Annotated in this window: 20 protein-coding genes and 1 pseudogene; 10 read left to right on the top strand and 11 right to left on the bottom strand. The window is 41.5% G+C overall.

What is annotated here, in order from left to right:
- The first annotated feature begins 45 nt into the window (after positions 1-45).
- Positions 46-1827, top strand: a complete 1782-nt coding sequence (locus tag HHO47_RS10940; protein ID WP_169020335.1) for an alkaline phosphatase D family protein — start codon at positions 46-48, stop codon at positions 1825-1827.
- A gap of 88 nt (positions 1828-1915) precedes the next feature.
- Here the strand turns inward: HHO47_RS10940 and HHO47_RS10935 are convergent, their stop codons facing one another.
- The 3 genes and pseudogenes from HHO47_RS10935 to HHO47_RS10930 form a co-directional block, all read right to left on the bottom strand.
- Positions 1916-2830 carry a DMT family transporter gene (locus HHO47_RS10935; RefSeq protein ID WP_169020334.1) on the bottom strand — a complete coding sequence of 305 codons (915 nt, stop codon included), beginning with the start codon at positions 2828-2830 and terminating at the stop codon, positions 1916-1918.
- A gap of 228 nt (positions 2831-3058) precedes the next feature.
- A pseudogene (locus HHO47_RS19780) lies at positions 3059-3270 on the bottom strand (LysE family transporter); the annotation flags it as partial.
- A gap of 31 nt (positions 3271-3301) precedes the next feature.
- Positions 3302-3700, bottom strand: a complete 399-nt coding sequence (locus tag HHO47_RS10930; RefSeq protein WP_169020333.1) for a DUF3224 domain-containing protein — start codon at positions 3698-3700, stop codon at positions 3302-3304.
- A gap of 88 nt (positions 3701-3788) precedes the next feature.
- Between HHO47_RS10930 and HHO47_RS10925 the strand changes: the two genes are divergently transcribed.
- Entirely contained in the window at positions 3789-5570 is a 1782-nt protein-coding gene (locus HHO47_RS10925) for an ABC transporter transmembrane domain-containing protein (RefSeq protein WP_169020332.1), read from the top strand.
- Between the two features lie 54 nt (positions 5571-5624).
- Here HHO47_RS10925 and HHO47_RS10920 read toward each other — a convergent pair whose 3' ends face one another.
- Complete coding sequence (locus HHO47_RS10920; protein WP_169020331.1) at positions 5625-6257, bottom strand: OmpA family protein; 633 nt, start codon at positions 6255-6257, stop codon at positions 5625-5627.
- Between the two features lie 218 nt (positions 6258-6475).
- On the opposite strand from HHO47_RS10920, the gene chrA reads away from it, so the two are divergent.
- Positions 6476-7624: a chromate efflux transporter gene (gene chrA / locus HHO47_RS10915; RefSeq protein ID WP_169020330.1), complete on the top strand. Its 1149-nt coding sequence runs from the start codon at positions 6476-6478 to the stop codon at positions 7622-7624.
- On the opposite strand, the gene HHO47_RS10910 is transcribed toward chrA, so the two are convergent.
- The 3 genes from HHO47_RS10910 to speA all read right to left on the bottom strand — a co-directional run bounded on the left by HHO47_RS10910 (position 7587) and on the right by speA (position 11783).
- Positions 7587-8846, bottom strand: a complete 1260-nt coding sequence (locus tag HHO47_RS10910; RefSeq protein WP_169020329.1) for a mechanosensitive ion channel family protein — start codon at positions 8844-8846, stop codon at positions 7587-7589. The two genes, chrA and HHO47_RS10910, sit on opposite strands and share 38 nt — an antisense overlap.
- A gap of 147 nt (positions 8847-8993) precedes the next feature.
- On the bottom strand, positions 8994-9869 hold the full coding sequence (locus tag HHO47_RS10905) for an acyltransferase (RefSeq protein ID WP_169020328.1): 876 nt from the start codon (positions 9867-9869) through the stop codon (positions 8994-8996).
- Between the two features lie 36 nt (positions 9870-9905).
- Positions 9906-11783: a biosynthetic arginine decarboxylase gene (gene speA, locus HHO47_RS10900; protein WP_169020327.1), complete on the bottom strand. Its 1878-nt coding sequence runs from the start codon at positions 11781-11783 to the stop codon at positions 9906-9908.
- A 202-nt stretch (positions 11784-11985) separates the two neighbouring features.
- Here speA and speE point away from each other — a divergent pair, with 202 nt between their 5' ends.
- A complete protein-coding gene (gene speE, locus HHO47_RS10895) occupies positions 11986-12849 on the top strand; it encodes a polyamine aminopropyltransferase (RefSeq protein WP_169020326.1) in 864 nt (287 codons plus the stop codon).
- A gap of 65 nt (positions 12850-12914) precedes the next feature.
- On the opposite strand, the gene HHO47_RS10890 is transcribed toward speE, so the two are convergent.
- Positions 12915-14516, bottom strand: coding sequence for a methyl-accepting chemotaxis protein (locus HHO47_RS10890; RefSeq protein WP_169020325.1), 1602 nt, complete (start codon positions 14514-14516; stop codon positions 12915-12917).
- A 506-nt stretch (positions 14517-15022) separates the two neighbouring features.
- On the opposite strand from HHO47_RS10890, the gene HHO47_RS10885 reads away from it, so the two are divergent.
- The 5 genes from HHO47_RS10885 (at position 15023) to HHO47_RS19370 (ending at position 20722) form a co-directional block, all read left to right on the top strand.
- Positions 15023-16435, top strand: a complete 1413-nt coding sequence (locus HHO47_RS10885; RefSeq protein ID WP_169020324.1) for a hypothetical protein — start codon at positions 15023-15025, stop codon at positions 16433-16435.
- 73 nt (positions 16436-16508) lie between these two features.
- The gene (locus tag HHO47_RS10880) at positions 16509-19529 is read left to right on the top strand and encodes a LodA/GoxA family CTQ-dependent oxidase (protein ID WP_169020323.1); all 3021 of its coding nucleotides are present in this window, start codon (positions 16509-16511) and stop codon (positions 19527-19529) included.
- Positions 19530-19533: 4 nt separating this feature from the next.
- On the top strand, positions 19534-19857 hold the full coding sequence (locus HHO47_RS19380) for an FAD-dependent oxidoreductase (protein ID WP_248290989.1): 324 nt from the start codon (positions 19534-19536) through the stop codon (positions 19855-19857).
- The gene (locus HHO47_RS19375) at positions 19817-20425 is read left to right on the top strand and encodes an NAD(P)/FAD-dependent oxidoreductase (RefSeq protein WP_248290988.1); all 609 of its coding nucleotides are present in this window, start codon (positions 19817-19819) and stop codon (positions 20423-20425) included. The genes HHO47_RS19380 and HHO47_RS19375 overlap by 41 nt, the downstream gene beginning before the upstream one ends.
- A 69-nt stretch (positions 20426-20494) precedes the next feature.
- Entirely contained in the window at positions 20495-20722 is a 228-nt protein-coding gene (locus HHO47_RS19370) for a hypothetical protein (RefSeq protein ID WP_248290987.1), read from the top strand.
- On the opposite strand, the gene envZ is transcribed toward HHO47_RS19370, so the two are convergent.
- The 3 genes from envZ to HHO47_RS10860 form a co-directional block, all read right to left on the bottom strand.
- Positions 20699-22006 (bottom strand): two-component system sensor histidine kinase EnvZ, encoded by a 1308-nt coding sequence (envZ, locus tag HHO47_RS10870; protein ID WP_169020322.1) that lies wholly within the window; start codon positions 22004-22006, stop codon positions 20699-20701. The two genes, HHO47_RS19370 and envZ, sit on opposite strands and share 24 nt — an antisense overlap.
- Before the next feature lie 5 nt (positions 22007-22011).
- Positions 22012-22731 (bottom strand): osmolarity response regulator transcription factor OmpR, encoded by a 720-nt coding sequence (ompR, locus tag HHO47_RS10865; RefSeq protein ID WP_169020321.1) that lies wholly within the window; start codon positions 22729-22731, stop codon positions 22012-22014.
- A gap of 140 nt (positions 22732-22871) precedes the next feature.
- The gene (locus HHO47_RS10860; RefSeq protein ID WP_169020320.1) at positions 22872-23738 is read right to left on the bottom strand and encodes an alpha/beta hydrolase; all 867 of its coding nucleotides are present in this window, start codon (positions 23736-23738) and stop codon (positions 22872-22874) included.
- Positions 23739-24042: 304 nt separating this feature from the next.
- Between HHO47_RS10860 and HHO47_RS19365 the strand changes: the two genes are divergently transcribed.
- Positions 24043-24459: a M23 family metallopeptidase gene (locus HHO47_RS19365; RefSeq protein WP_248290986.1), complete on the top strand. Its 417-nt coding sequence runs from the start codon at positions 24043-24045 to the stop codon at positions 24457-24459.
- Positions 24460-24579: the final 120 nt, after the last annotated feature.

Genomic DNA, 24579 nt, shown 5'->3' with positions numbered 1-24579 from the left:
ACTGGTCGGATAAGCTCTTACTTTTAAATTTAGCGGTACAGAGTAATGACGTTTACACGAAGAAATTTTTTAAAAGCCTCGGCGGCAGGGTTTGGTGTCGCCGTTTTATCATTAGGATTAACAGCTTGTCGGTTTGACGATGAAGATGACGACATTCTTGACGTGAGCTTTGCTCATGGTGTTGCCAGTGGTGATCCATTAGCTGACAGCCTAATTCTGTGGACTCGTGTAACCCCTCTAGATCCAACAACCACCAGCATTAAAGTACAATGGCGAGTAGCAACCGATCCTGACTTTGCTAATATCAGCCACAATGGTGAAACACATATAAGTGCAGCCACAGACTTCACCTTAAAAGTCGACTTACAAGGCTTAAACGCCAACACCACTTACTATTATCGCTTTAAATCGAATGGCAAAACCTCGCCTATTGGTACAGGTAAAACACTACCAACAGGCAATATTGATAAAGTGAAATTTGCTGTTATATCGTGTGCCAACTACCCCGCAGGCTTTTTTCATGTGTATGGTGAAATAGCCAAACAAACAGACTTAGACGCTGTATTGCATTTAGGTGATTACATTTATGAATACGGCAATGGTGGCTATGCCAGTGAAGACGCAGCTTTACTTGGTCGCCTTTTACCTGAAGACAATAGTGACGAAATAATTAGCTTAGCTGATTACCGCAACCGCTATGCTCACTATCGCACTGATTCAAACTTACAAGCTGCGCATAGTAACTGTGCATTTATTACCGTGTGGGATGACCACGAAATTACCAATAACACATGGCGAAATGGCGCAGAAAACCACAATGAAGGCGAAGGTGAATTTAGCGAACGTAAGCTACATGCCCTACAAGCTTATTTTGAATGGATGCCAATCCGTAACGTTGCTGATAAAGAACGAATTTACCGTCGCTTTGAGTTTGGTGATTTAGTCTCTTTATACATGCTAGACACACGTGTACTCGCCCGTGATGAGCAGCTAAGCTATGCTGATTTTGACCTAACCAGTGCACAAGGGCAAAACGATTTTGTTAGTGCTGTTAGCTCGCCAACACGCGCATTGCTGGGAAATGAGCAGCTAACGTGGTTAACCGATGGCATGACAACCTCAAGTTCAAAATGGCAAGTACTTGGCCAACAAGTGTTGATGACCAAGATGCACCTACCACTTGAGGTACTACAGCTTTTAGTGAGCCTGCAAGTAAGTCAAGCAAATGGCACAGACACTGGCGCTCTACTTGCTCAAGCATTGGTATTATTTGCTGAACTTGCACAAATTAAAGGCCGTATTCTAGCCGGTGATCCAACGGTAACTGATGCGGAGCGCGCACGTGTTGATACTACTGCACCATACAATTTAGATGCATGGGACGGTTATGCTTATGAACGTGAAGTATTACTAGGCACTGCGATAGCGACGCAAAAAAACCTAGTTGTATTAGCTGGCGATACTCATAATGCGTGGGCGGGACAATTAACCACCGACGCCAGCAACCCAATTGCCGCATCACAAAATGCCGGTGTTGAATTTGCAACATCGTCAGTGTCTTCGCCAGGTCTTGAAGAGTACTTAGCACTGAACACCCAAGGGCCTGAAGTTACAGCACAAATGGAGCAAGTAATCGCGTTATTGGTTAATGATTTAGTTTATAACAACCTCGTCGATCGTGGTTATTTAACCGTTACCTTTACACCAGAGCAAGCCGAAGCCAAATGGAATTACATCAGCAGCATTAAAACCGCCTCTTATGAAATGCTAACCAAGCGCAGTAAAGAACTACGTATACTAGCAGGTCAGCCAGTAATTCAAGGGTAAAGTATTTAGGTGCAAGGGAAAAGGTTCTAGGTAAAAGATTAAAACAGCCCGGCGATCAGTTGATCGCCGGAACTTTTGCGTTACGGCTTTAATCATTTGTAATTCCTTTCATATTCTTAGTGTCGCTACTCCTCTCAAAGTGCATGAATAAAACATGAGCGATACTTGATAACACGATCAATACAATGCCTGCGATACCCAATAAAGTTTGAGTTTGTTGAAGAAAAATATAGCCCAAAATACTAGAAAATAGAATTTGTGCATATTCAAGCGGCATTAGCTTAGATAAGTCACTTTTATTAAACGCTAAAAAACGTGCTGCAAGTTTAGTAATAAGGAGCCCACCATATAGCATAATTAGTAGAGCACTATTTGTATCTAAAGGTTTCCACACAAAAATAGCAACAGGTAATAAGATAATCGCCGAATAGAGGGGAGCAAAAACCATTTGAGGCACAACTTTCTCTGCATTGCCTATTTTTTTTAAGTTAATATTGTAAATGACTAGAATAGCTACTGCTGACAGTGCAAAAATCAATCCTAGGTAGAGGTTTTGCTGCGCTACTTGACTCGCCATTAGGTTTGGTGAAAGTAACATCATTACTCCAACTAAATTCAAAATAATAGCGATATAGACGTAGGCTTTTGGTTTTTCTCTAAAGATAAACACCGATAAAATGGACGTTATAAGTGGCACAAAAAAGTTAATCGCGGTTACTTCCGCTAAACTTAAATATTGCAGCGCATAAAACAAGCAGATTGTTGAACTAACCCCAAGCAGTCCTCTGAAAATATGCAACTTCATTTTTTGAGGTTTGATGTTTTCCCATTTACCTTTCGAGAATAATATAATGGCCGCAAAAGCAGCAATTACATTAACCAAAAAGACAACTTGGAATGGGCTGATTGCTTTACCTAGAAAGCCACCAATTAGTAGCATCACACTTAAAATGAGTGAATCTGACAACATCCAAATTACTGCTGTTGCCTCTTTGCTAGCCATTTAACTTCTCTCCCTGTGTTTGTGTAGCACAAATATATGCTACAAAATTAGCGCCTCATTAGAAATCAAACACTTTGAACCCTAATGAAACTGTATCCTTTTCAGATAGACTCGCTTTAAAATACACCCGTAAAAGGTACGAAGCAAGGGGTTTAGAGATAATTTGAGTTGATCACATAGGACGTACTATATTAATTTCACGATCCTACATCGGTTATTTTTAATGGCAACCTGTAGCTCATCAGCGCTTGGTTTTGCTAATAAGGTTTAAGATCCACATATACTAAATGCGCAGCTCCTAAGCAAACTAACACTTGATACACAGTGGGGAGACTGTAACATCAGTGCGCCAAGACCAAGCAAGGATGCCACGCATAAAAGCCAACGCCTACTCCATCACTAACAGCGACCAGCATACCATTTTTCATACTGCCAGGAATTTATGATTCAATACCACAGTGAAAGCGTCATCTAAATCTGATATTCAAAATCATAAAAATGTATACCAGCCTCAATACGAATTGCCATTTTACCACTAAGACCCGTAAGTTCATGACTACCAGAATCTGGCACCACATTTAAAATTAATGAATCTTGGCCTTTATCCATAGTGCCAAAATGCTGCAATACAAAGCTGCCTTGCTTACCTGCAAGTGTGCCAACCACTTGCTCAATAGCAACATAGCCTGCACTGCCTTGGGTGGTAGTCATAGCGCTGAGCATTTCGCCAGTGCTGGTCGCATCAAGCTCGCCTGTAAAGGTTTTATCAATCGACATGCGACCTAAATTTACACCATCAATGCCTTTTGCATAGCCTTCAATGGGGTTGAGTTTAACGTTAAATTCACCGGTTACTTTATGAGTTGCCATGTTAGTCCCTTAGTTGTTATTAAGTTAGTTATTGAAATTACAATTTAAGTAACCATATCTATACCCTATTGCACAAAAAGAATCCAGCATGAGCACCAGTAAAGCCGAGCCAAAAGACAAAGCTGCTTTTAGTAGTTTAATTCCGATTTTTCAGTTTATTAAACCCTATAAATGGGTGGTATTTTCGGCGCTTGTGGCGCTACTTGTCACCGCTGGAGTTAATTTATCGCTAGGCCAAGGGGTTAAGTTTGTCATCGATCATGGCTTTATTGCCGGATCCCAAGCGCAATTAAAACAAGCGGTGCTAGTCCTGATAGGGCTGATCAGTTTATTAGCGGTAGGAACATTCAGCCGTTTTTATTTAATGTCGTGGATTGGTGAGCGAGTCAGTAATGATATTCGTAAAGCGGTATTTGATCGCATAGTCACCCTGCACCCGAGTTACTTTGAAGAAAACCGCAGCGGCGAGCTCATGTCGCGCTTAACCACTGATACCACCTTGCTGCAATCAATTATTGGTTCGTCATTTTCAATGGCACTGCGCAGCGCACTGATGTTGATTGGTGGTTTAGCTATGTTATTGTTCACAAATTTAAAACTCACATTAGTGGTGGTTGCTTGTGTACCTTTGGTGCTCGTGCCAATGATGGTTTTTGGTAAAAAAGTACGCAAGCTTGCCAGTTCCAGCCAAGACGCGATTGCCGATATCAGCACTTATGCAGGAGAGATCATTCAAAATATTAAAGTGGTACAAAGTTATAGCCATGAACACCGTGAGCAACAGGCCTTTGCACTTGAGACAGAAAAAGCCTTTAAGGTTGCTAAAAGTCGTATAAAGCAACGCTCATTTTTAATTGCCGCAGTGATATTTTTAACCTTTAGTGCCATTAGCGTGATGCTGTGGGTTGGTGGTAGTGATGTACTCGCAGGGACTATGAGTGGTGGTGAACTCGGAGCCTTTGTGTTTTACGCTATTATGGTGGCAATGTCAGTGGCAACTGTTGCCGAAGTGTATGGCGAGCTGCAACGCGCGGCGGGTGCGGCTGCAAGACTACTAGAGTTATTAGCCGTTAAAAGCGAAATAGTTAACCCTGCCCAGCCGCTTGATGAAAAGTTACAAAGCAACACTGATGCTGCTGCTATTGAACTCAGTAATATTACCTTTAATTACCCGTCTCGCCCTGATGTAAGTGCGCTTAAAGATGTATCACTAACCATTAAGCAAGGGCAAACAGTGGCAATTGTAGGCCCCTCTGGTGCAGGTAAAACCACCTTATTTGAATTACTACAGCGCTTTTATGACCCAGCCACCGGCGATATTAAGTTTCATAGTATTAACATCAAAGATCTATCACTTAATAAATTACGTAATAGTATGGGTATGGTGGCACAAAACCCAATCCTGTTTAGCTCTGATGTAATGCACAACATTCGCTACGGCAACCCCGATGCCAGCGATGAACAAGTATTTGCAGCCGCTAAGCATGCTCACGCGGATGAATTTATTGCACAATTACCTAACGGCTACGAGAGCTTTTTAGGTGAGCAAGGGGTGCGCTTATCAGGCGGCCAAAAACAACGAATTGTATTAGCAAGAGCGATATTAAAAGACCCTGAAATACTGTTACTCGATGAAGCAACCAGCGCTTTAGATGCGCAAAGTGAGCATCATGTACAAGCCGCGCTTGAACATTTAATGCAAAACCGTACTACGCTAATTATTGCCCATCGCCTCGCCACAGTAAAACATGCTGATATGATAGTGGTAATGGAGCACGGAGAGATAATCGCAACAGGTACTCATCAACAATTGCTAGCGAGTAATCCGCTTTATCAAAAATTATGTGAGCTGCAGTTTAATAAGGATTGAAGCGGTAAATAATCTCAATCATTTGCTTAGGTAGCAAATGATTGAGATAAAACATTAACCTTTAGTATTTGGTACAATTTGAATTTCCACGCGGCGGTTTTGCGCGCGACCGTTGGCGCTGTCATTGCTGGCAATTGGGCGATGTTCGCCATAACCACGCGTGCTAATACGCCCAGCTAGTATTTGCTGATTCACTAAGTAACCTTTCACGCTCTGCGCACGCTGCTGTGATAACGTCATGTTGTAGCTATCTTTACCGGTACTATCGGTATGGCCTTCAATACTTAAATACGTTTTTTCATATTTATTCATTACGGTAGCAATGGCATCAAGGGTATTATGAAAACCCGATGAGATGTATGATTGATCAGTCGCAAAAGTAATATTTGATGGTATCACTAAACGCAGGTTATCGCCTTCACGTACAACCTCAACACCTGAGCCTGCTAGCTCATCTCGAAAAGCGGCCTCTTGCTTATCCATGTAATCACCAACAGCTGCGCCAGCTAACGCACCAATAGCAGCACCAATGAAGATACGTTTATCATCATGATCTCCCGTAGCTTTACCAAGTACTGCTCCTGTAGCTGCACCAATGCCAGCGCCCATACCTGTATTGGTGGTTTCACAACCCATTAGTAATAGCCCAACAATTGTTGCCGTTAGTAATGGTTTGGTTAAAGTCATAATATCTCCTTGGTTATTATTGCTTTCATTAACATCTAGTATGCAAAAATCGCAATGAACAAAATATGAAGAAGATGTTAAAAGCTCAGCGTCTAATTCTAAAGAGTCATTATTTAGCCATGACTTTATTTGTGTTGAGATACAATCATGATAAACCATCTAAATGTAACGAAAATTTGTCATAATATGATAATCTCAATATTAAGAGCGATAAGTTTATGTTGTTTGTTATTTTTAAACAGTTTTTTCTGCTTGGTTGCATGAGCTTTGGCGGGCCTGCGGCACATCTAGGTTATTTTAAACGTCACTTTGTTGATAACTTGCAATGGCTCAATGCTCAGCGTTATGCGCAACTAATCAGTCTTAGTCAGGCTCTGCCTGGACCTGGGTCTAGCCAAGTGGGTTTTGCTATTGGTGTGGAGCGAGCGGGCGTATTAGGCGGTATTACAGCATTTGTTGGCTTTACATTGCCTTCGTTTTTAATCATGGCGTTACTCGCCATTAGCGCCCACCAATTTGATGCTATTTACTTTGCAATAGTTGCTGGTTTAAAGCTATTTGCCGTAGTAATTGTGGCCGATGCTACGCTGAGTATGGCAAAAAGCTTTTGCACTAGCTGGGTACTCAAAGCGCTCGCTGTGTTAAGTACCTTAGTGCTGATCTTACTACCGAGCCTGAGCAGTCAAATACTGGTTCTATTAGCAGCCGCTGCTATTGGTGCAATATGGCCATTGCTTAATCTCGCTCAAAGTAATCAAACAGCAACTAAACAGCGCACAGTTAACTGGCCTGCACTCATTCTATTTGCACTCTTATTGCTAGTGAGCTTTGTCCCACTAGGTTCTCAATTTGCAGGTTTTACACCCTTTTATCAAGCTGGGGCTATGGTTTTTGGCGGCGGTCATGTGGTATTGCCGATACTTCAAGCTGGCCTACCAAGTTTAAACACTGAGCAGTTTTTATCAGCTTACGCTAGCGCACAAGCGGTGCCTGGGCCAATGTTCACCATTGCTAGTTATTTAGGTGCCGAGCTTAATAGCGAGCAGCCGCTTGTTGGTGCGGTGATTGCAACCTTACTGATTTTTACTCCTGGTTTTTTATTGATGTTAGCATTTCAAAAAAGCTGGCTACAATTAGCTGAACGCCCTCGCTTTGCCAGCTGTATTGCCGCGCTTAATGCGGCTGTGGTGGGTTTTTTAGCGGCTGCATTGTATTCACCAATTTGGACATCCGCAGTTCACAACATTTGGCATATTGTAATTGTTGTTGCAGCTTTTGCATGGCTAAGATTAGCAAAACCACCGATTTGGTGGCTATTAATCGTATTTGTTAGTCTTGGCCTACTTCAGTATTATTTGCCACTTTAATGGTAGGCTTACTAGCGGTAGGGGTTATTGCTGCAGGACTAAATTGCCCCGAGACACTTTGATAAGCCCGTAGGTCAAAAATAGGTAATACCGCAAGCAGATGATCCATGATCTCTGCTTGCAGATGTTCATATGATATCCAGCGCTTATCTTCACTAAAACAATAAAACTCTATCGGTAAGCCATGATTTAGCGGTTGTAACTCCCGTACCATTAATGTCAGTGACGTGTTTATTTTACTATGCTGCTTTAAATACCCTTCAGCATAACGACGAAATAACCCTAAATTTGATACCGGATCAGGTAAAGTATTCATCTTAATATATTCTTTTAACGCGATAGTTTGAGAAATCGTTTTAGTCAACTCGTCATCAGCTAAACGAATGCTATTCATATCTATATTGAGTGAGCGCTTGATCCTACGACCTCCAGATTCTTGCATACCACGCCAGTTTTTAAATGAGCCAGCCACCAGCATATAAGTGGGGATAGTCGTGATAGTGTTATCCCAGTTTCGTACTTTTACGGTATTTAACCCAAGGTCAATTACCTCGCCATCAGCCCCATAGTTATCTACTTGGATCCAATCACCATAGGTTACTAAACGATTCGCTGCAATTTGGATACTGGCTACAAAGCCTAATATAGTGTCTTTGAATACTAACAAAGTCACCGCAGCGATTGCCCCAAAGCCTGAAAGAATATAGGTTGGCGATTTTTCCAGTACGATACTGACAATCAAAATCACACAAATCATAAAGGTAATAAGTTTTACTACTTGGATCAGCCCTTGGATCGGCACCTCGCGAGCAAACTCTAGTTGGTTATAAATGCCACCCGCAATACTTACTATGCTGCTGATGATAAAGCCAATATGAATTATTAATAAAGTTTGGCCAATCGTCTTCAGCACTTCGGCAACAAATTCAGTAACTGGATAAACACTATCAAATGTTGCTAGGAATAATACACAGCACAACATTCCGGCAAAACGACGGTTAAGTTTTGTCAGCATAGGCGCCAATAGCCCAATTCGCTCAGGGGATAGTTTAGTCACCACCTTTTGAATGCCCGGTAGCATTAAACGGCGGGTAAATAAATACACCACTAGCAGCGAGAACACACCAATTGCAGTGGCTGTAAGTGAACTGAATAATGCTGTGTCTGGCATGCCCTGAAACCAAGGCTGCACAAGCTGCTGTAAATGAGTTGGAGTCGTCATGGTAATTCTAATTCCTTGCTGCGAAAGGCTCAATAACAGTCATTTTAGCTATATTGATTATTGCTTAACACTGTAACAGACCCAAAACCTATACAAGCTTAACAGTACTGATTTGGGCTGCTACCTGTTGATAGCTGCGATTATGACTTAATTTTTTTGCTCAAACTCACTAAGCTGTTGTTCTTTCTCTTGCCATAAGCGGTTTAATTCTGATTGAAAGCGTACTCTAAATTCTGAATCCCCGGTGTAATCACCTATCAACTCTTGACTTACCGGCATCACTTCTACATGAATATTAATTTGTTTTACTCGCCCACAGGCAAAATCTATAAAAGTAGGAATGCCATCAGGATACTGAATAGTGACATTTACCACTTTAGAGATTTGCTCACCCATCGCTTGCATCACAAACGCCACTCCACCCGCTTTAGGTTTAAGTAAATGAGGAAACGAGCTATTTTGACGTGCATGTTTTTGCGGCGTAAAACGGGTGCCTTCAACAAAGTTAACAATGCTAACTGGCATTTCTTTAAACTTTTCACAGGCTTTACGGGTTGTTTCTAAATCTTTACCACGTAATTTAGGATTCTTTTTTAATTGGCTTTTACTGGTACGAGTCATAAAAGGGAAGTCGAGCGCCCACCAACACAAACCCAAAATAGGAATGTATATCAATTCTTTTTTCAAAAAAAAGTTTAAAAATGGAATTTTACGATTAAACACACGCTGTAAAACTAAAATGTCCACCCAACTCTGGTGATTGGCAATCACTAAGTACCAATCTTTTAGTTTGAGCTCTTCAAGGCCGGTTACACTTAGCTTGGTAGGTGTTAATAACTTTTGATTTAACGTATTAAACGTAACCCAAATAGAAGCGCATTGCTTAGCCGTCCAACTCATTAACTTTTGTAACGGTTTGATAGGGATAAGTTTAATTAGACCACAAATAAATATGGGAACAAACCAAATTAGTGTATTTATGGTGTAAAAGAAAATACTAAAAACACAACGGATCCAAGACATAACTACTTAATTCCTTTCATTAAAACTGTTTGGCAATCAATCTTCAAAATATGTATACCCTTCAAGACCCGCATTTAGCTCAGCTAAATACTGCTGCTTAATAGAGTCACTAATGTCGAGTTGTTGTACTGTGGTAGCAAAGTTATCCGAGAAAATATCGCCATCATAATCAACAAACTTTAATACATCCTTAACGCTATCACCCTTGATCGCATTGGTTAGTTGATAACCTTGTTCGGTGAGCTCTACATGAACTGAATCAGTATCACCAAATAAGTTATGTAGATCACCCAAAATCTCTTGGTAAGCTCCCACCATAAACATCGCGATGTGGTATTGTTGGCCAGGTATATATTGTGGAATAGGTAAGCTTGTTTCGATCCCTGCCCCCTCAACATATTCACGAATTTGCCCATCTGAATCACAGGTAATATCTTGAATGATAGCACGTTGTGTTAAGGGCTTAGCAAGATTTTCAATCGGCATTACCGGGAATAATTGCTGGATCCCCCAGACATCTGGCAATGACTGAAACAATGAAAAATTCACAAATAGTTTGTCGGCTAATTTTTCGTTTAAATCATCCAGTACTTCACGGTGAGCACGCGCATTGCTCAATGACGCGCGCACGCGGTGCAAAATAGTAAAATATAGCTGCTCTATTTTCGCCCACTCCAATATGCTGACCAAACCATGTACGTATTGATCATGCGCTTCACTAAATAAATGCATTGCATCATGGTAGATTTCTAATGCCATACGTGGGTTTAAACGCTGTAAACATTGCCACATTTCATCTAACACTAATGCACTATTTGGCTCAGGCGCACTTGGGTTGCTGTGATTTGGCGCCTGCTCAACATCAATCACATCGGTGATCAGCACTGCGTGGTGAGCAGTTAATGCACGGCCTGATTCAGTAATAATAGCCGGATGCGATAAGTCATGCTGTTCGCACACCTCTGCGAACGCATTCACCACATTACGGGCATACTCTTCGACTGTGTAGTTCATTGAACAGGCACTGCGCGAGCCAGAACCTTCGTAATCAACGCCTAAACCACCACCTACATCAACGGTACTTAATGGCACACCTAGCTGGCTTAACTCTGCAAAATGGCGTGAACACTCACGTAAAGCACGGTGAATATCGCGAATATTGGCAATTTGTGAGCCTATATGAAAATGCACCATTTGCATTAAATGCAGCTTATTGTGTTTTTTGAGTACATCGACGGCCGTTAATACTTGCCCAGCTGTTAAGCCAAATTTACCTTTTTCGCCACCGGTATTTTGCCACTTTCCTTTACCCACTGAGTTTAAGCGGATGCGAATACCAATGGCAGGCTCGATGCCTAAATCTTCAATTTCAGCTAATAAGGTTGTTAATTCAGTTAGCTTTTCAACTACAATTTTAACTTTGTGGCCCATCGCTTGGCCAATACATGCCAAACGTAAAAACTCACTGTCTTTATAGCCATTACAAACGATAGTGATAGGTTGTTCTGCCACACCTAAAATCGCCATTAACTCAGGTTTTGAACCGGCTTCTAAGCCGACTAAGCCGCTTGGGTGCGCCAATAATTTACTTACTACTGAACGTTGCTGGTTTACTTTGATCGGATATACGCAAGTATATTGACCTTGGTAGGCACGGGTATTGCGCGCGCTACTAAATGCGCTGGTCATAGTATCTACACGGTTTTGCAAGATATCGGTAAAGCGTACTAATACAGGTAACGTTAAACCCTGCTTTTTAAATTGTTCCGTTAACTCGGTTAATGAAATAGCGGCTTTAGTTTGATCGCCATCAGGAAAAGCAACCAGCTCACCTTGGCTATTGATATCAAAGTAACCATCACTCCAATGAGCAACGTTATATGTAGAGCGTGCTGTATCTAAACCCCAAGTCATGGCAAATTCTTCTATAGTTAACAAGTTTCGCGGAATCACGCATTTTAATACGTCATAACTCCCTACGCTAACAAAAAATGACCTTTAAACCAAAGCTGGGATAAAATATTCGCTATACTGGTTAAAATTTCATTGAGCAAAACGCCAAGCACTGGCAGAATTGCCCCTTTTTCATACTCAACTCAAAAGTGTAACTAGCAATATGGCAAATTTAGATCAAAGTAAGTGGTTTACCGAAATCAGTGAACGTGACGGCAGTGCGTTTTCTCTGCGCATCAACAAAAAGTTAGAAGAAAAGCAATCGCCTTTTCAAAAAGTCGAAATGTACGAAACAACAGACTTCGGTAATCTAATGATTATTGACGGTTGTACTATGGTAACTAGCCGTGAAAATTTTTTTTACCATGAAATGATCAGCCACCCTGCATTACTTGCGCACCCAAACCCAAAAAATGTAGTTATTATTGGTGGTGGTGACTGCGGTACTTTACGTGAGGTACTCAAGCACCCGAGCGTTGAGTCGGTTACACAAATAGATATAGATGAGGTAGTGACGCAAATGTCACTCAAGTACTTCCCTGAGTTATGTGCAGCAAACCAAGACCCTCGCGCTACAGTAATGTTTGACGACGGGATTAAATACATGCGTGAAGCAGCAGCAGAATCAATCGATATCGTGATTGTTGATGGCACTGATCCAATCGGTCCTGGTGAAGGTTTGTTTAACCATGCGTTTTACACTAGCTGTTTAAATGCACTACGCTCTGGTGGCATTATGGTACAACAAAGTGAATCACCGCTTATGCATATGCCATTACTAGTTAAAATGCGCGATGCGATGACAGATGTAGGCTTTAACGACTTACAAACACTACCATTCCCACAGCCTATTTATCCAAGTGGCTTATGGTCAGTAACACTTGCTCGTAAAGATGAAGTATTCGCCGGTTTTAGAGAAGACGTGGCAGCAGAGCTTGCGCAAACTACAGAGTATTACAATAATGGTATTCACCATGGTGCATTAGCAACACCGAACTTTATGAAACGCGCTTTCGAGAAAAAGTAAACGTTAGATACTAACAACGCAAAAAAGGGCTCTATCGAGCCCTTTTTATTGCCTACAGCAAATAATTAAACTTTAAAGCGCTGCACTAGTCGGTTTAATTCATCGGTTAATTGATTCATTCTTACCGCGACTTCTTCGGTTGAGTGTGCCAGCTCGCCACCTTGCATGGTTTGATCGTTCAATGATGATAAATTATGACTGATCTCTTCCGCTACTGCTGTTTGCTCATCGGTAGCTTGCGCTGTTTGCATAGCCATATCATTCACTTTTACTGATGACTCTTGCATTGCATTCAGTACATCATTAGTTTGCGTAAACGAGTCTACAGCTTCATCCGCAAAGCGTTTGCCACCATTAATTGCAGTTAAAGATTGCTCGACACTATTGGCAAATTGCTCAACCATTTTTTGAATATCGTTGGTACTTTCTTGAGTGCGCGTTGCCAAAGTGCGTACTTCATCGGCGACCACCGCAAACCCCCGTCCTTGTTCGCCAGCACGCGCAGCTTCGATAGCTGCATTAAGCGCGAGTAGATTAGTTTGCTCTGCAATCGCGCGGATCACTTCCAGTACTTTAGCTATATTATCAGAGCTTTGTTGCAGTTCGGTCGATTTGTTACTGGCATGTTCCATATTTTCAGATAACGCGACTATTTTATCACTCGAATTAGCCACAGCCGTTAAACCCTGCTTAGCCAGTTCCTTTGAGTTATCAGCTTCTTTTGAAGACTGCTGCGCCACATTAGCCACTTCGCGACTAGCAACACTCATTTGATGAACCGCACTGACAATTGATTCAGAGGCTTGGCTAAGTTTTTGAGTGATCTGATTATTTTGATTTGCGAACTGACTTAAATCAGTCCCTAAATGGTTAAGCTCATTAGCTTGGCCTAAAATATCACGGATCAGCTGCTGCAAATTATCTAAAAAACGATTAAATGCCGTTGCCAGCTCGGCAAATTCATCTTGGCTTTCTACCGCTATACGCCCTGTTAAATCACCATCTCCGGAGGCAATATCATTAATTCGCGTAGTCACGTAATACATTTGCTTCGTTAACTGAAGTGGGATCATATAACTAAACCAAGCTGAAATAGCTAACAGCACCACCACCATTGTCAGTAAAAACAATTTCGTTGTGGCGATCTTCTCAAGCAAGTTTTGCTTTTCTTGTATCGATGTCAATTCAGCTTGTTCACCCGCTTTATTTAAAATATCGCGCAGCGCTGCAAACTCAGTATCGGCCAACTGACTCTTTTGCTCGTTTTGCGGATCGTTGATAAATGCGTTTGATGCTGATAACCATTTATTAAAGGCACTATCAAAGCCAGTAAACTGCGCAGTCACTTGCGGGTAGGCTGATAAAAAATATAAATATTGATTAAAGCGATCGGTCACTTGCTCTGCGTTTTCTCGGTGATCTTGCAGCTCTTCGGCACTGCCGACCTTATTAGTTACTAGGTGTAGTTCGGCTACTTTGGCTTGATAGAGATCACGGTCACCGTTAATCACTACTGAAATAGCATTTAAAAACCGCTCCGATTGATCATCAAGTGCATCCTTCTGTAAATTAACCAGATGCGTATAGCCTGTTATCAATACTATTATCGCAATCCCAAGTAACATAATTGGTAGCGAGCTCTTGATTCGAATACTCTGTAAGTTCATTTTTCACCTTTACATACAACATCAACCACAACTTAATATAGTTCAAACGATCTAAATTACCATTAAAAGAGCCACTAAACATTTAAGCTAACTTGTTGCTGTAATAGGTTTTTGAGGTTATTCATTGCAGTGCGATTATCTGCTTGGTTATGCAATACTGAGCCCCCAACGGTGCGTACCTCTTCACCTACCCATGAATTTATTGCTGAGTTAGTGTAATTATACCCAGACCACCCCAAGATGCAGAATCACTGGTTGGGTTGGATGATATTTTAGATTGCATAGAGCAAACACAGTGCAACCACTAGGTACACCGTGTAATTGAGCTACTAGCAGTAAATTGTAAGCGGCAATTCATTGAAAAAGATAATGACATTTGCCGTTTTAAGTTGCATCAATCCTATAAATAGCAGGTGAAATACCGTGTAATAGTTTTATTTCCCTCACTACCCTACTTTTATTGATAAGTACTATTTAGCTCAATTAGCAACTGTAGGAACATTGTCATGGAACGTTTAAAATTTGTCACAACCGTCGCTTTAACATTTATCAGTTTAAGCTCTCTCACTACTTACTCAACAGAAAAATCAACAGAAAAATCAACAGCTCAATATGCATCACAAACTAATTGTCGTGCTCAAAGTGATTGGTTTAACTCTCCAGTTAAACCGCCTAAAGAAGGTAAAGATAGCCCGTTTGCATTTATAAAAGGTCAAGACTCATCAACTAACTGTGACTTTCATCAATGGTCTTGGCAAAAGTTTCTGTATTTAACGCAAATCGATAAAAACACCAATCAACTAGTGATGTTTGGCGATGATTACTTGCAGGTAAATAATGAAATGATGCCCTATTTCGAGCCTTGGAATGATTTACTCAACCCGACAGGCTTTAAATTAAGCTCTAACCTGATTTTAGAAGACACCACCCAAGCTGGCAGCCATGGTGAGTTATTTACAAAATACGGTAATCAGCCTGCTTACTATTCGATTCATATCAATCGTGAATTTATCAAGTCGGCAGCTAAAACCCCCATTACCAGTAGTGATCAGTTTGCTGTGGGCTCGGTTGAAATAAAAGCAGCTTGGCTGGCAACAGATCAACTGCGCACGTTATATTCTGAACAAGAAATAGACGCGCAGTTTTATACTCGTCAAGCACTGATCAAAGCGGATAATAAAACTATGCGTAGTAGTAAGGTCGCATTAATCGGTATGCATGTTGTTGGGGTAGTAGAAAATCACCCTGAATTTATTTGGGCCACTTTTGAACATCAAGCATCAACGCCTGATTATTACGGTTCAATGAGTACGTTTAAAAAAGTCACTACGGCTTACGATGTAAATAAAGTGGTAAGCGATAGCGATAACTTTATTTTTTATAGAAAAAATACCACTGCTGGCAACGCCAACCTAAGCTATCCACAAGGTGAAACAACCACTAATACATTTAGACTTTATCAATTTGGCGCACCCAATGGCGCACCTTATACAACAGTCGCCACAGCCACCCAGCAAAACCAAGATGCCGAAAATTTTAATAACATTCAACAACTAAATCACAGCGTACAACAAGCTTTAGCTGCACAAACATCTCCATGGCAACACTATTTCTACGCAGGTAGCGTTTGGTTAAGCACACTAGATTATCAATTTAGTAATGGCATTAGCGGCAATATTGTCCCGCCTAATGCTAACGATAAACTTCGTGGTTCGCTGGCTCTTGCCAATATAACGATGGAAACCTACACCCAAACCTATGGCGATCCTAATCAAACAGCTAATTATTCAATTAACAACTGCTTTGCGTGTCACGGCATAACGGCGGGCAAATCAACCATGGCTGTGAGCCATATATTTAATAATTTTGAAAAATTACGCAGCGCTAATAAACAACTCAATGTGCAGTCAGCTCAATAAAGGTGAACTTGCGTAAAAGGACTTTTAGAGCTAATACCTCTAGAGCCGCCTCAATACTATAAGGAATATAATAATGGCTAAGAAATCTAAAAAAAACAGTATCAAAACGCCAGCAACTGCTAACAATGTGCCGTGCTGGTCAAATGACAAAGATGTTGAATTAGCCTGCCAGCGGTTAACTGAAATGTTTGTTGGCCTTGGTCAAGTGCCGCGTATAGACAAAGGTCAGCAGCCAGCACAACGAGCGGTGTTTAGAAAGCAACATGGCATCGCTTACGGTCACTTTATTATCAACCCAGATATAGATCCACAATTTCAGGTTGGCATTTTTGCAGGTAAAGAATACGAATGTGCAGTGCGCTTTTCAAGTGATACGTTGCCATCCTCTCCAGATTTACACACTACGTTAGGTTTGGCGGTAAAGCTTTTTGGAGTCGATGGGCCAAAACTGATTGGAGAGGGCGAAACCGCAGATTTTATTTTTCAAAATATGGATCGGTTTTTTACCAAAGATGCACAGCAAATGTGCCAATTCACCACAGCTGGGGTGATCGATAAAAACTATGATGCCTATTTAAATAACCCAAAACACATACAAACAGCCAATATTTTACAAGCTATGCAAAAAGTTGAAGCAAGCTGTTTGAGCGCCAATTATTGGGCAATATTACCGTTCAAATTAGGCGAACAACAAATTGTGAAATATCGTTTAGTACCTGAAGACAGTGAACTTGGCGCACCAAGTGTCGATAATAATTACCTAGCTTTAGATTTGCAGCAACGTTTACGTCAAAGCAGTGCAACATTTCGCTTTGAAGTACAATTAAGAACAAACCCTAAAACAATGCCACTTGATGATGCGCAAGCCGTGTGGAGCTGTGAAGCTGCTCCAGAAGGAAGTCCATTTGTTTGTATTGCTCGACTACACTTAGCGCAACAAAATATTACTGCCATTGGCCAAGCTGAGCTTGGTGACAACTTAGCATTTAATATTTGGCGTACTTTAGCCGCCCATGAGCCTCTAGGCAGCATTGCACTAGCTCGAAAGTCAGCCTATGCGGCCAGTGCTCATGCCCGACATACAGCCAATGGCCAGCAACTACAAGAGCCTAAACAGTTAAGTGAATTTAAGCCACTGCAGGATCAAGATACTGACTCTGAATGTATTGTTTATGCCGGTATTTATCCACCCATTGGTGTAATGCGCGTGGGTAATAGTAAAAAAGACTACTTTATTGGCCCACAACAACCGCAGCCCATAGCTCATACTGATGAACACAGTTATCGAGATCAAACAGGAGCATTAAAGCGCCAAGCGGCTGAATTTAGAATTTACGGCTTTAATGCCGCTGGTAAAGCGATAAAAGAACTAACCCTCGATAATGCAGAGATTACTTGGCACGCTGAATTAGCCAATCAAAAAGCCTCTTGGTACGAATTTCAAATTGCGTTAGATATTCCAGAAGCCGCCGATGCGCCGCCATCGTTACTGCGCAATAACAATATTGCCGATCGTAGCAAGCTGTTAATCAAAGGAGGCAAACACAGTATAAGCCGCAAAAACGTAAAATCTAAGCATGAGTTTATTGGCCAATTTATGGATCAGGATGTGTACTTAGGCGAAATGCACAGCGATCAATACGGTCGCTTACTAATGCTCGGTGGTCATGGCGTGTCACGTAACATAAACGGCGATATAGCCATTACCTTTGCAAACAATGAAGGTTGGTATGATGACACCTCAGATGGCCCAATTACCGCTGAGGTTGTATATCAGGGAGTATCGCTAAGAGTAGAACCCGCTTGGGTTATTTGCGCGCCACCAGATTATGCACCAATGCAAAAATCAGTACGCACCATGTGGGATTTGATGCGCGATGTTGCTGTAGATGCCGGTATGCTGGCAAGACCACAGCGACCTTCATTTAGCAACGATATTCAACCCATATTTGCCCGAATGACGGACTTACAATGGGTTAATGACGGATTTGCTGGCGCATTTGGCTGGGGAGGTCAGTTTAATTACACCACGAATGAATGGCTAGAAAAGCTTAGCGATCCCTCTCCTGCCTATCAAGAATTACGCCGTACCCTGTCTAATAACTTTCGCCGTTTTGATGTTCCCGGTGCGCAAGCTCCACAACTGTGGCCTTGGCTGTATGGCGATGCGATTAGCATTCCTCCCACGGGCTCAGTACGCCAACATGCAACGCTATCAAATTTGCAGTTGAGCTTTTTAGAGCAATGGGTGAAAGGTGATTTTATTAATGATTACACCCCTCAGTCAGCGTGTCCAGCACATGCAAATGTAACCGCGTTAGATGATTACCCTATTGCTGAGCAGCCAGAACTGCTTACTCGCGGCGCAATGGAGTTTTGCCTTGCTGATGCATTTCATCCAGGCTGTGAAATGACTTGGCCAATGCGAACCGCAGGCATGTATATGTCGGCATTTCGACTCAAGCACGCCCAAGCGGACTTACCAAGCGACCGTTGCTATTACGGCCCAGTAATGAATAGCGACGTTTATACCCTAGCGCAAGGACCTTTGTTTGGTGGCCAAGTTGCAGGTGGAATAACACGCTGGATGGCTATTCCTTGGCAAACTGATACCGCAAGTTGTAGAGATGGTTACAGCTCTGAGTACGACCCATTTTTACCGACATTTTGGCCTGCTCGCGTGCCAAATCAAATAATGAATCAGTTGCGCTATCAACAAGTGCTTGATACCTCATTATCTGACAATACACGCCAGCAGGCTTTTGCTTATCGTACTGATTGGCTTGATGATTTACCTTTACATGGTAATCCTGCCACTTATACGAACCAAATCAATAGTATGATAGATAACTTTGCTAAACTTGCGATTGTACAACCTCATATCGGCGTAATAGACGATGCACAATTTCCTAGCGCAATGCAGGTTGGTATATTGCCTAACAATCCACAAGGTGAGGCACAAGTTAACTTAGTAAGTAAAGCGATGCAGCATACCAAAGCCACACTCTCCGCTGAGCACGCCTCACATCGCAGTCAAAGCAACTTAGGCGTTACTGAAAAAGCCAGCCGTTTTCACCGCAACAAAGGACGCTAAGCCAATGGCGATAGTTCAAAAGAGCGAATTACAAACGGATGTTGTGATCATTGGTGCAGGTGTGGCAGGTTGTATCGCCGCACTTGCTTTATGTGACTCATATCAAGTTACTTTGATTGATAAGTCTGAGATGCCCGAAGAGCGAATTGGTGAATGCTTAGCGCCTGCGGCACGACGTATTTTACAGCAGTTAGATTTATTAACTGAATTTGAACACCAACTAGCAGCCAACCTGACAACCCCACAACATTTACACAACATTTACACAACATTTACACAACGCAGGATTGCAGATCAGTTGGGGCCAAGCAACGCCCTATATTACTGATAACCTAAATAACCCTGATGGTTTTGGTTGGCGTTTGGATCGCCAAGTATTTGAGAGCTTTTTACGCGAAAAAGCACTACAACGGGGTGTGCGCTGTATTTGGCCTGGCAAATTAACACACAGTGAATACCGAGGACAACGCTGGCAAATAACACTAACGCAGTTGCAACACGAGCAAACAATCAACATTGCGAGTCAATTCGTAATTGATGCCACTGGCCGAGAGGCTCATTTTGCAAAAAACTACACCGCTCGCAAACAGCATGACCGTCTAATATCTTGCTGGGCAACTCTAGCTAATACGATAGAAAATCAACTAGGCAGCATCTGTGCCACGCAAAACGGCTGGTGGTACAGTGCACCATTACCAAACCAGCGTCGTGTTTTATCATTTCAAACGGATCCGGATTTACTCATCAAAGGCTTGCACCGTGATGCAACGTTATTTACTCAACACGCGCAATGTTATGCCAATCAAGCGAAGATTCTCGATGTATGCCAACAGTCAATAACACTGCATGGTATCGTCAGCGCGAATTCCACTCGCTTGGAGTGTTTTGCAGGCTAACAATGGGCTGCTTTAGGTGATGCTGCACTGAGCTTTGACCCAATCTCATCGCAAGGAATTTTTAATGCTATGGCAAGTGCGATGCAACTTGCCGATCTAATGCAAAAACTCGGTATAGTCAATAAAATAGAACACGATAGCCAGCTACAATTTAAAAAACTATACCAGCAACAAATAGAACAGATTTGGCACCGTTATTTAGATCACAAACGCTATTTTTATGCTCAAGAGCAACGCTGGTCAAACAATCCTTTTTGGCAGCGCAGACAGCAGCTAAATAGCATCTTTGACTGGTAAATAAACCTCAGCACTTAAACCACCTTCAGAGCGATTAACCAGTTTTACTTTACCGCCATGCATATCAACTATGCGCTTAATGATCGCAAGCCCTAACCCACTGCCTTCACTGCCTCGCGCTGCATCACCTTGTTTAAAAGGTTCAAATACCGTTTCAAGTTCACTTTCAGGAATACCTGGGCCATGATCTTTTACAATCACTATAGCGTATTTTCTATCACGACTTAGCGTAGTTTCAACAGCAATATCACCATCCGAATAACGAATAGCATTTTCTATCATGTTGGTAATAACTCGCTTGATTGCCACCATACTTAAAGGAATATTACTAATACTAGGATTTTCGCTAAAAGTGATAGTGCGTTGATGTTTTTGTGCTGAATGCACCACTTCTGACACTATCGCGTTGAGATCTTCAAGCGCTAATTCCTCGCGTTTGTGATGACGCAAATACTCAATAAATTGATCAATAATGGCATTCATATCTTCAATATCGTAGATGATCCCTTCACGCAGATAATCTTCTTCATCCGACATCATTTCGGTCGCTAAACGAATCCGCGTCAGCGGCGTACGTAAATCATGAGACACCCCAGCCATGAGTAAACGGCGGTCGTTCTCAAGCGCTGCAATCCCCCGTGACATTTGATTAAACGCGCGGGTTACCTCGATGACTTCAGTTGAGCCGTGCTCCTCCAGTTTTGTAGAAAAATCTCCGACCCCTACTTTTACCGCCGCTTGCTGTAGCGCTTTTAAAGGTCGATTCAAATGACGTGCGAACAACCAACCACCGAGTACACTTAAAAAGCCGATACTAGATAAATAGAAGGTTAGAAATTCGAGATTATTTTCTTGAAAACCAGTGAGCGGCACTTTAACCCAGTAACCTGGTGCTTGCGGTGCTTCTACCCAATATACAAGCGGATCAGTTTGGCTAATACGTACCCTGGCTGAACCATTTAGTTGCTCAGACATACTGCGCGATAACATCGAATATTCACGAGTTTGCGCCAAACCTTCGCTCATTGCTTGGCGCTGGGTCATCACTTCGATACCGGTTATTTCAAAAAAATTTTCAGACACACCACCGCTTATTTCAACGCCATCTTCCCAATCTATAAACACAGTTTTGATTTGTTTTGCGAGAATAAGGTTAACTTGCTCAATAGTAGGTTTAACGACGTAAAGGCTAACCGTGATATAGGATACAACTTGGTTGATCAACAACAGTGCCGCAACTAAAAACACCGTTTGTCCAAATGCACTTTTGGGAAACACACTCATTATGGCTACTTTTCACCATCTGGAACAAATACGTAACCTAAGCCCCATACAGTTTGAATATAACGTGGATTAGTAGCATCAACTTCGATCATGCGCCGCAAACGTGAAACTTGTACATCAATACTACGCTCTAATGCACTGTAATCACGACCTCGCGCTAAGTTCATTAACTTATCACGACTTAGCGGCTCTCGCGGATGGGTAACAAGCGCTTTTAATACCGCAAACTCACCACTGGTCAACGACATAATTTTATCACCTTGGTTCATTTCTCGGGTGGCTAAATTAAGTGAAAATTCCCCAAACGAAATTTTATTTTCTTCTGCTGATGGAGCACCTGGTACTTCTTTTGAACGACGACGCAAAATAGCTTTAATACGCGCTAATAATTCACGCGGGTTAAATGGTTTCGGGATGTAATCATCAGCACCCAGCTCCAAACCAATAATACGATCAACCTCATCACCTTTGGCGGTTAACATCACGATGGGGATTTCGTTTTCTTTTTGCCGTAACCGCTGACAAATAGATAAGCCATCTTCACCTGGCAACATTAAGTCGAGCACCATTAAGTGAAAGTTTTCACGCTCTAACAGCCGATCCATTTGTTCTGAATTAGCAGCTGTACGTACAATAAATCCTTGTTCTACTAGGTAGCGCTCTAACAAACTGCGTAAACGCATATCATCATCAACGACTAATACTTTTGTGGTTTCGTGTCCCATGATTTTAATTCTTATTGTTTTGTACTGTTACTGATTAATATAAATGAAACTTTACGAATAAAAAACTAATTGCTGAATTAGATTGTTACACAACATTTCAAACACGCTAACTGGCGTAAAATATCGCCCAACGAAATACATTATTGCGCAGAAATATGTTTATAAAACTCTACCAAGCCTTTTGACAGCCCAACAGGAAAGGTTGAGTAATGATCGGTTCCTTCTACCACTTCATCCGCTAGTTTTAATCCTTGGTAATTACGTGAGCGTAAACGATTAGCAAACTTTACATGACCTGCGACCATATCTTCTTTCATACCATTTTCTAAAGTTTCTAATGCGCCAGTTGCCATAAACACATTGGCCTTTAACGATTTGTTTTTCTCTGCATATTTATTTTCTAATTCAAATATCCAATTATTTTTAAACCAGAGTGAAGGGCTGGTTAAGATGTAAGTAGAAAACAACTCAGGCTTGGTTAATAGTACCCAAGCGGCAAAAGACCCCCCTAATGATTGCCCAGACAATATTCTTTGTTCAGTGTTAACTCGGTAATTGTGCTCAATGTACTGAAAGATTTCTTTTTCAATAAACGCTAAGTACTCAGCTGCTCCACCTGTGGTGTATTTTGTCCAGCTCTGATCAACGACAGGTGTTAAATCTCTAACTCGGCTAAATTGACCGTCTTCTCCGTGAGCAAATGAAATCCCAACAACAATGACGTTATCCATGTTTCGCATATGAGTGACACCAGCAGCCACTTTGAATGTATAAGGTCCATCATTTAAATAAAGCACAGGATATTTTTTAGATTTATTTTTTGCCAAGAAATAACTACGCGGTACTTTGATAAATAAATCGTACTTTTTACCTAGTACTGTGGATTCAATTGTAACTACTTTACTGTTAGCTATTTCAAAACTACGCTCTTCAGCCAGTACCACACTATTGCAGGCTATATTGAGCATAAAAATTAAAGCTAAGTATTTTACAAAAGATAGTTTCATGTAATTTCTCCAAGGTTTTTATAAGTCTAGCTCTTTAGCTTTTAGACGTTTGGCATTGATAAAATTATCAGTTCATTCGAGCGATGGAACACAGATGCGACAATCTGACAATATGTCGCTTTAATATTAACAAGCATGATTATGCCAAAGCACTGTTGCAATCATTAAAAAAACGTTCAATTTGATAACGCCAATCCAGTCGCTCAATTTAATTCTGGTGTGCTTTGCGCTGATGATTACAAATATTGTCTCTTCAATGATACTTGTTATTTTTAGCCTACATACATTTTTAAACGTTCCTGTAATGACGAGAAAGCTAACTTGGCAGCACCCACTTGCTAACCATACGATAAGCTCAACATTCCGAAGCGTAAACAAGGTCAGAGATTATAAGCCACACCGAGGTATAGACTATGTTGCCCAAAGAGGAAGCCCTGTGCTGTCTGCTGCTGATGGAATTATAGTCATTTCAGATAACAAAACATTGCATTCGAACTATGGGAACACTGTATTAATCCAACATAAAAGTGGCTACCAAACGTTATATGCGCATCTAGAATCGAGTGATGCCAAAGTAGGTTCTTGGGTTAAAGCTGGGCAGGTTATTGGCGTTATTGGTGATACTGGTAAAACGACAGGTGTTCATCTTCACTTTGAAGTAATTAAAGACAAGCAAAGAGTTGACCCTAGTTTAGTTAACGGCGCTAAAACCACAAGATAACGTATTTTATTTCAAATACTTATAGTGTTAAAAAGGCATGATATGTTGCAAAAAAACTCTTTATTATTTTTACTTTTCTTTTTAGTTCATCTAGCTATGGTGGTGAAATATTTGAGAGCT

The organism is Pseudoalteromonas arctica, from assembly GCF_012927645.1.
GTDB classification, from domain to species: domain Bacteria; phylum Pseudomonadota; class Gammaproteobacteria; order Enterobacterales; family Alteromonadaceae; genus Pseudoalteromonas; species Pseudoalteromonas arctica_A.
The sequence above is the reverse complement of the archived record's forward strand: the minus strand, read 5'-3'. Positions and strand labels throughout refer to the sequence as shown.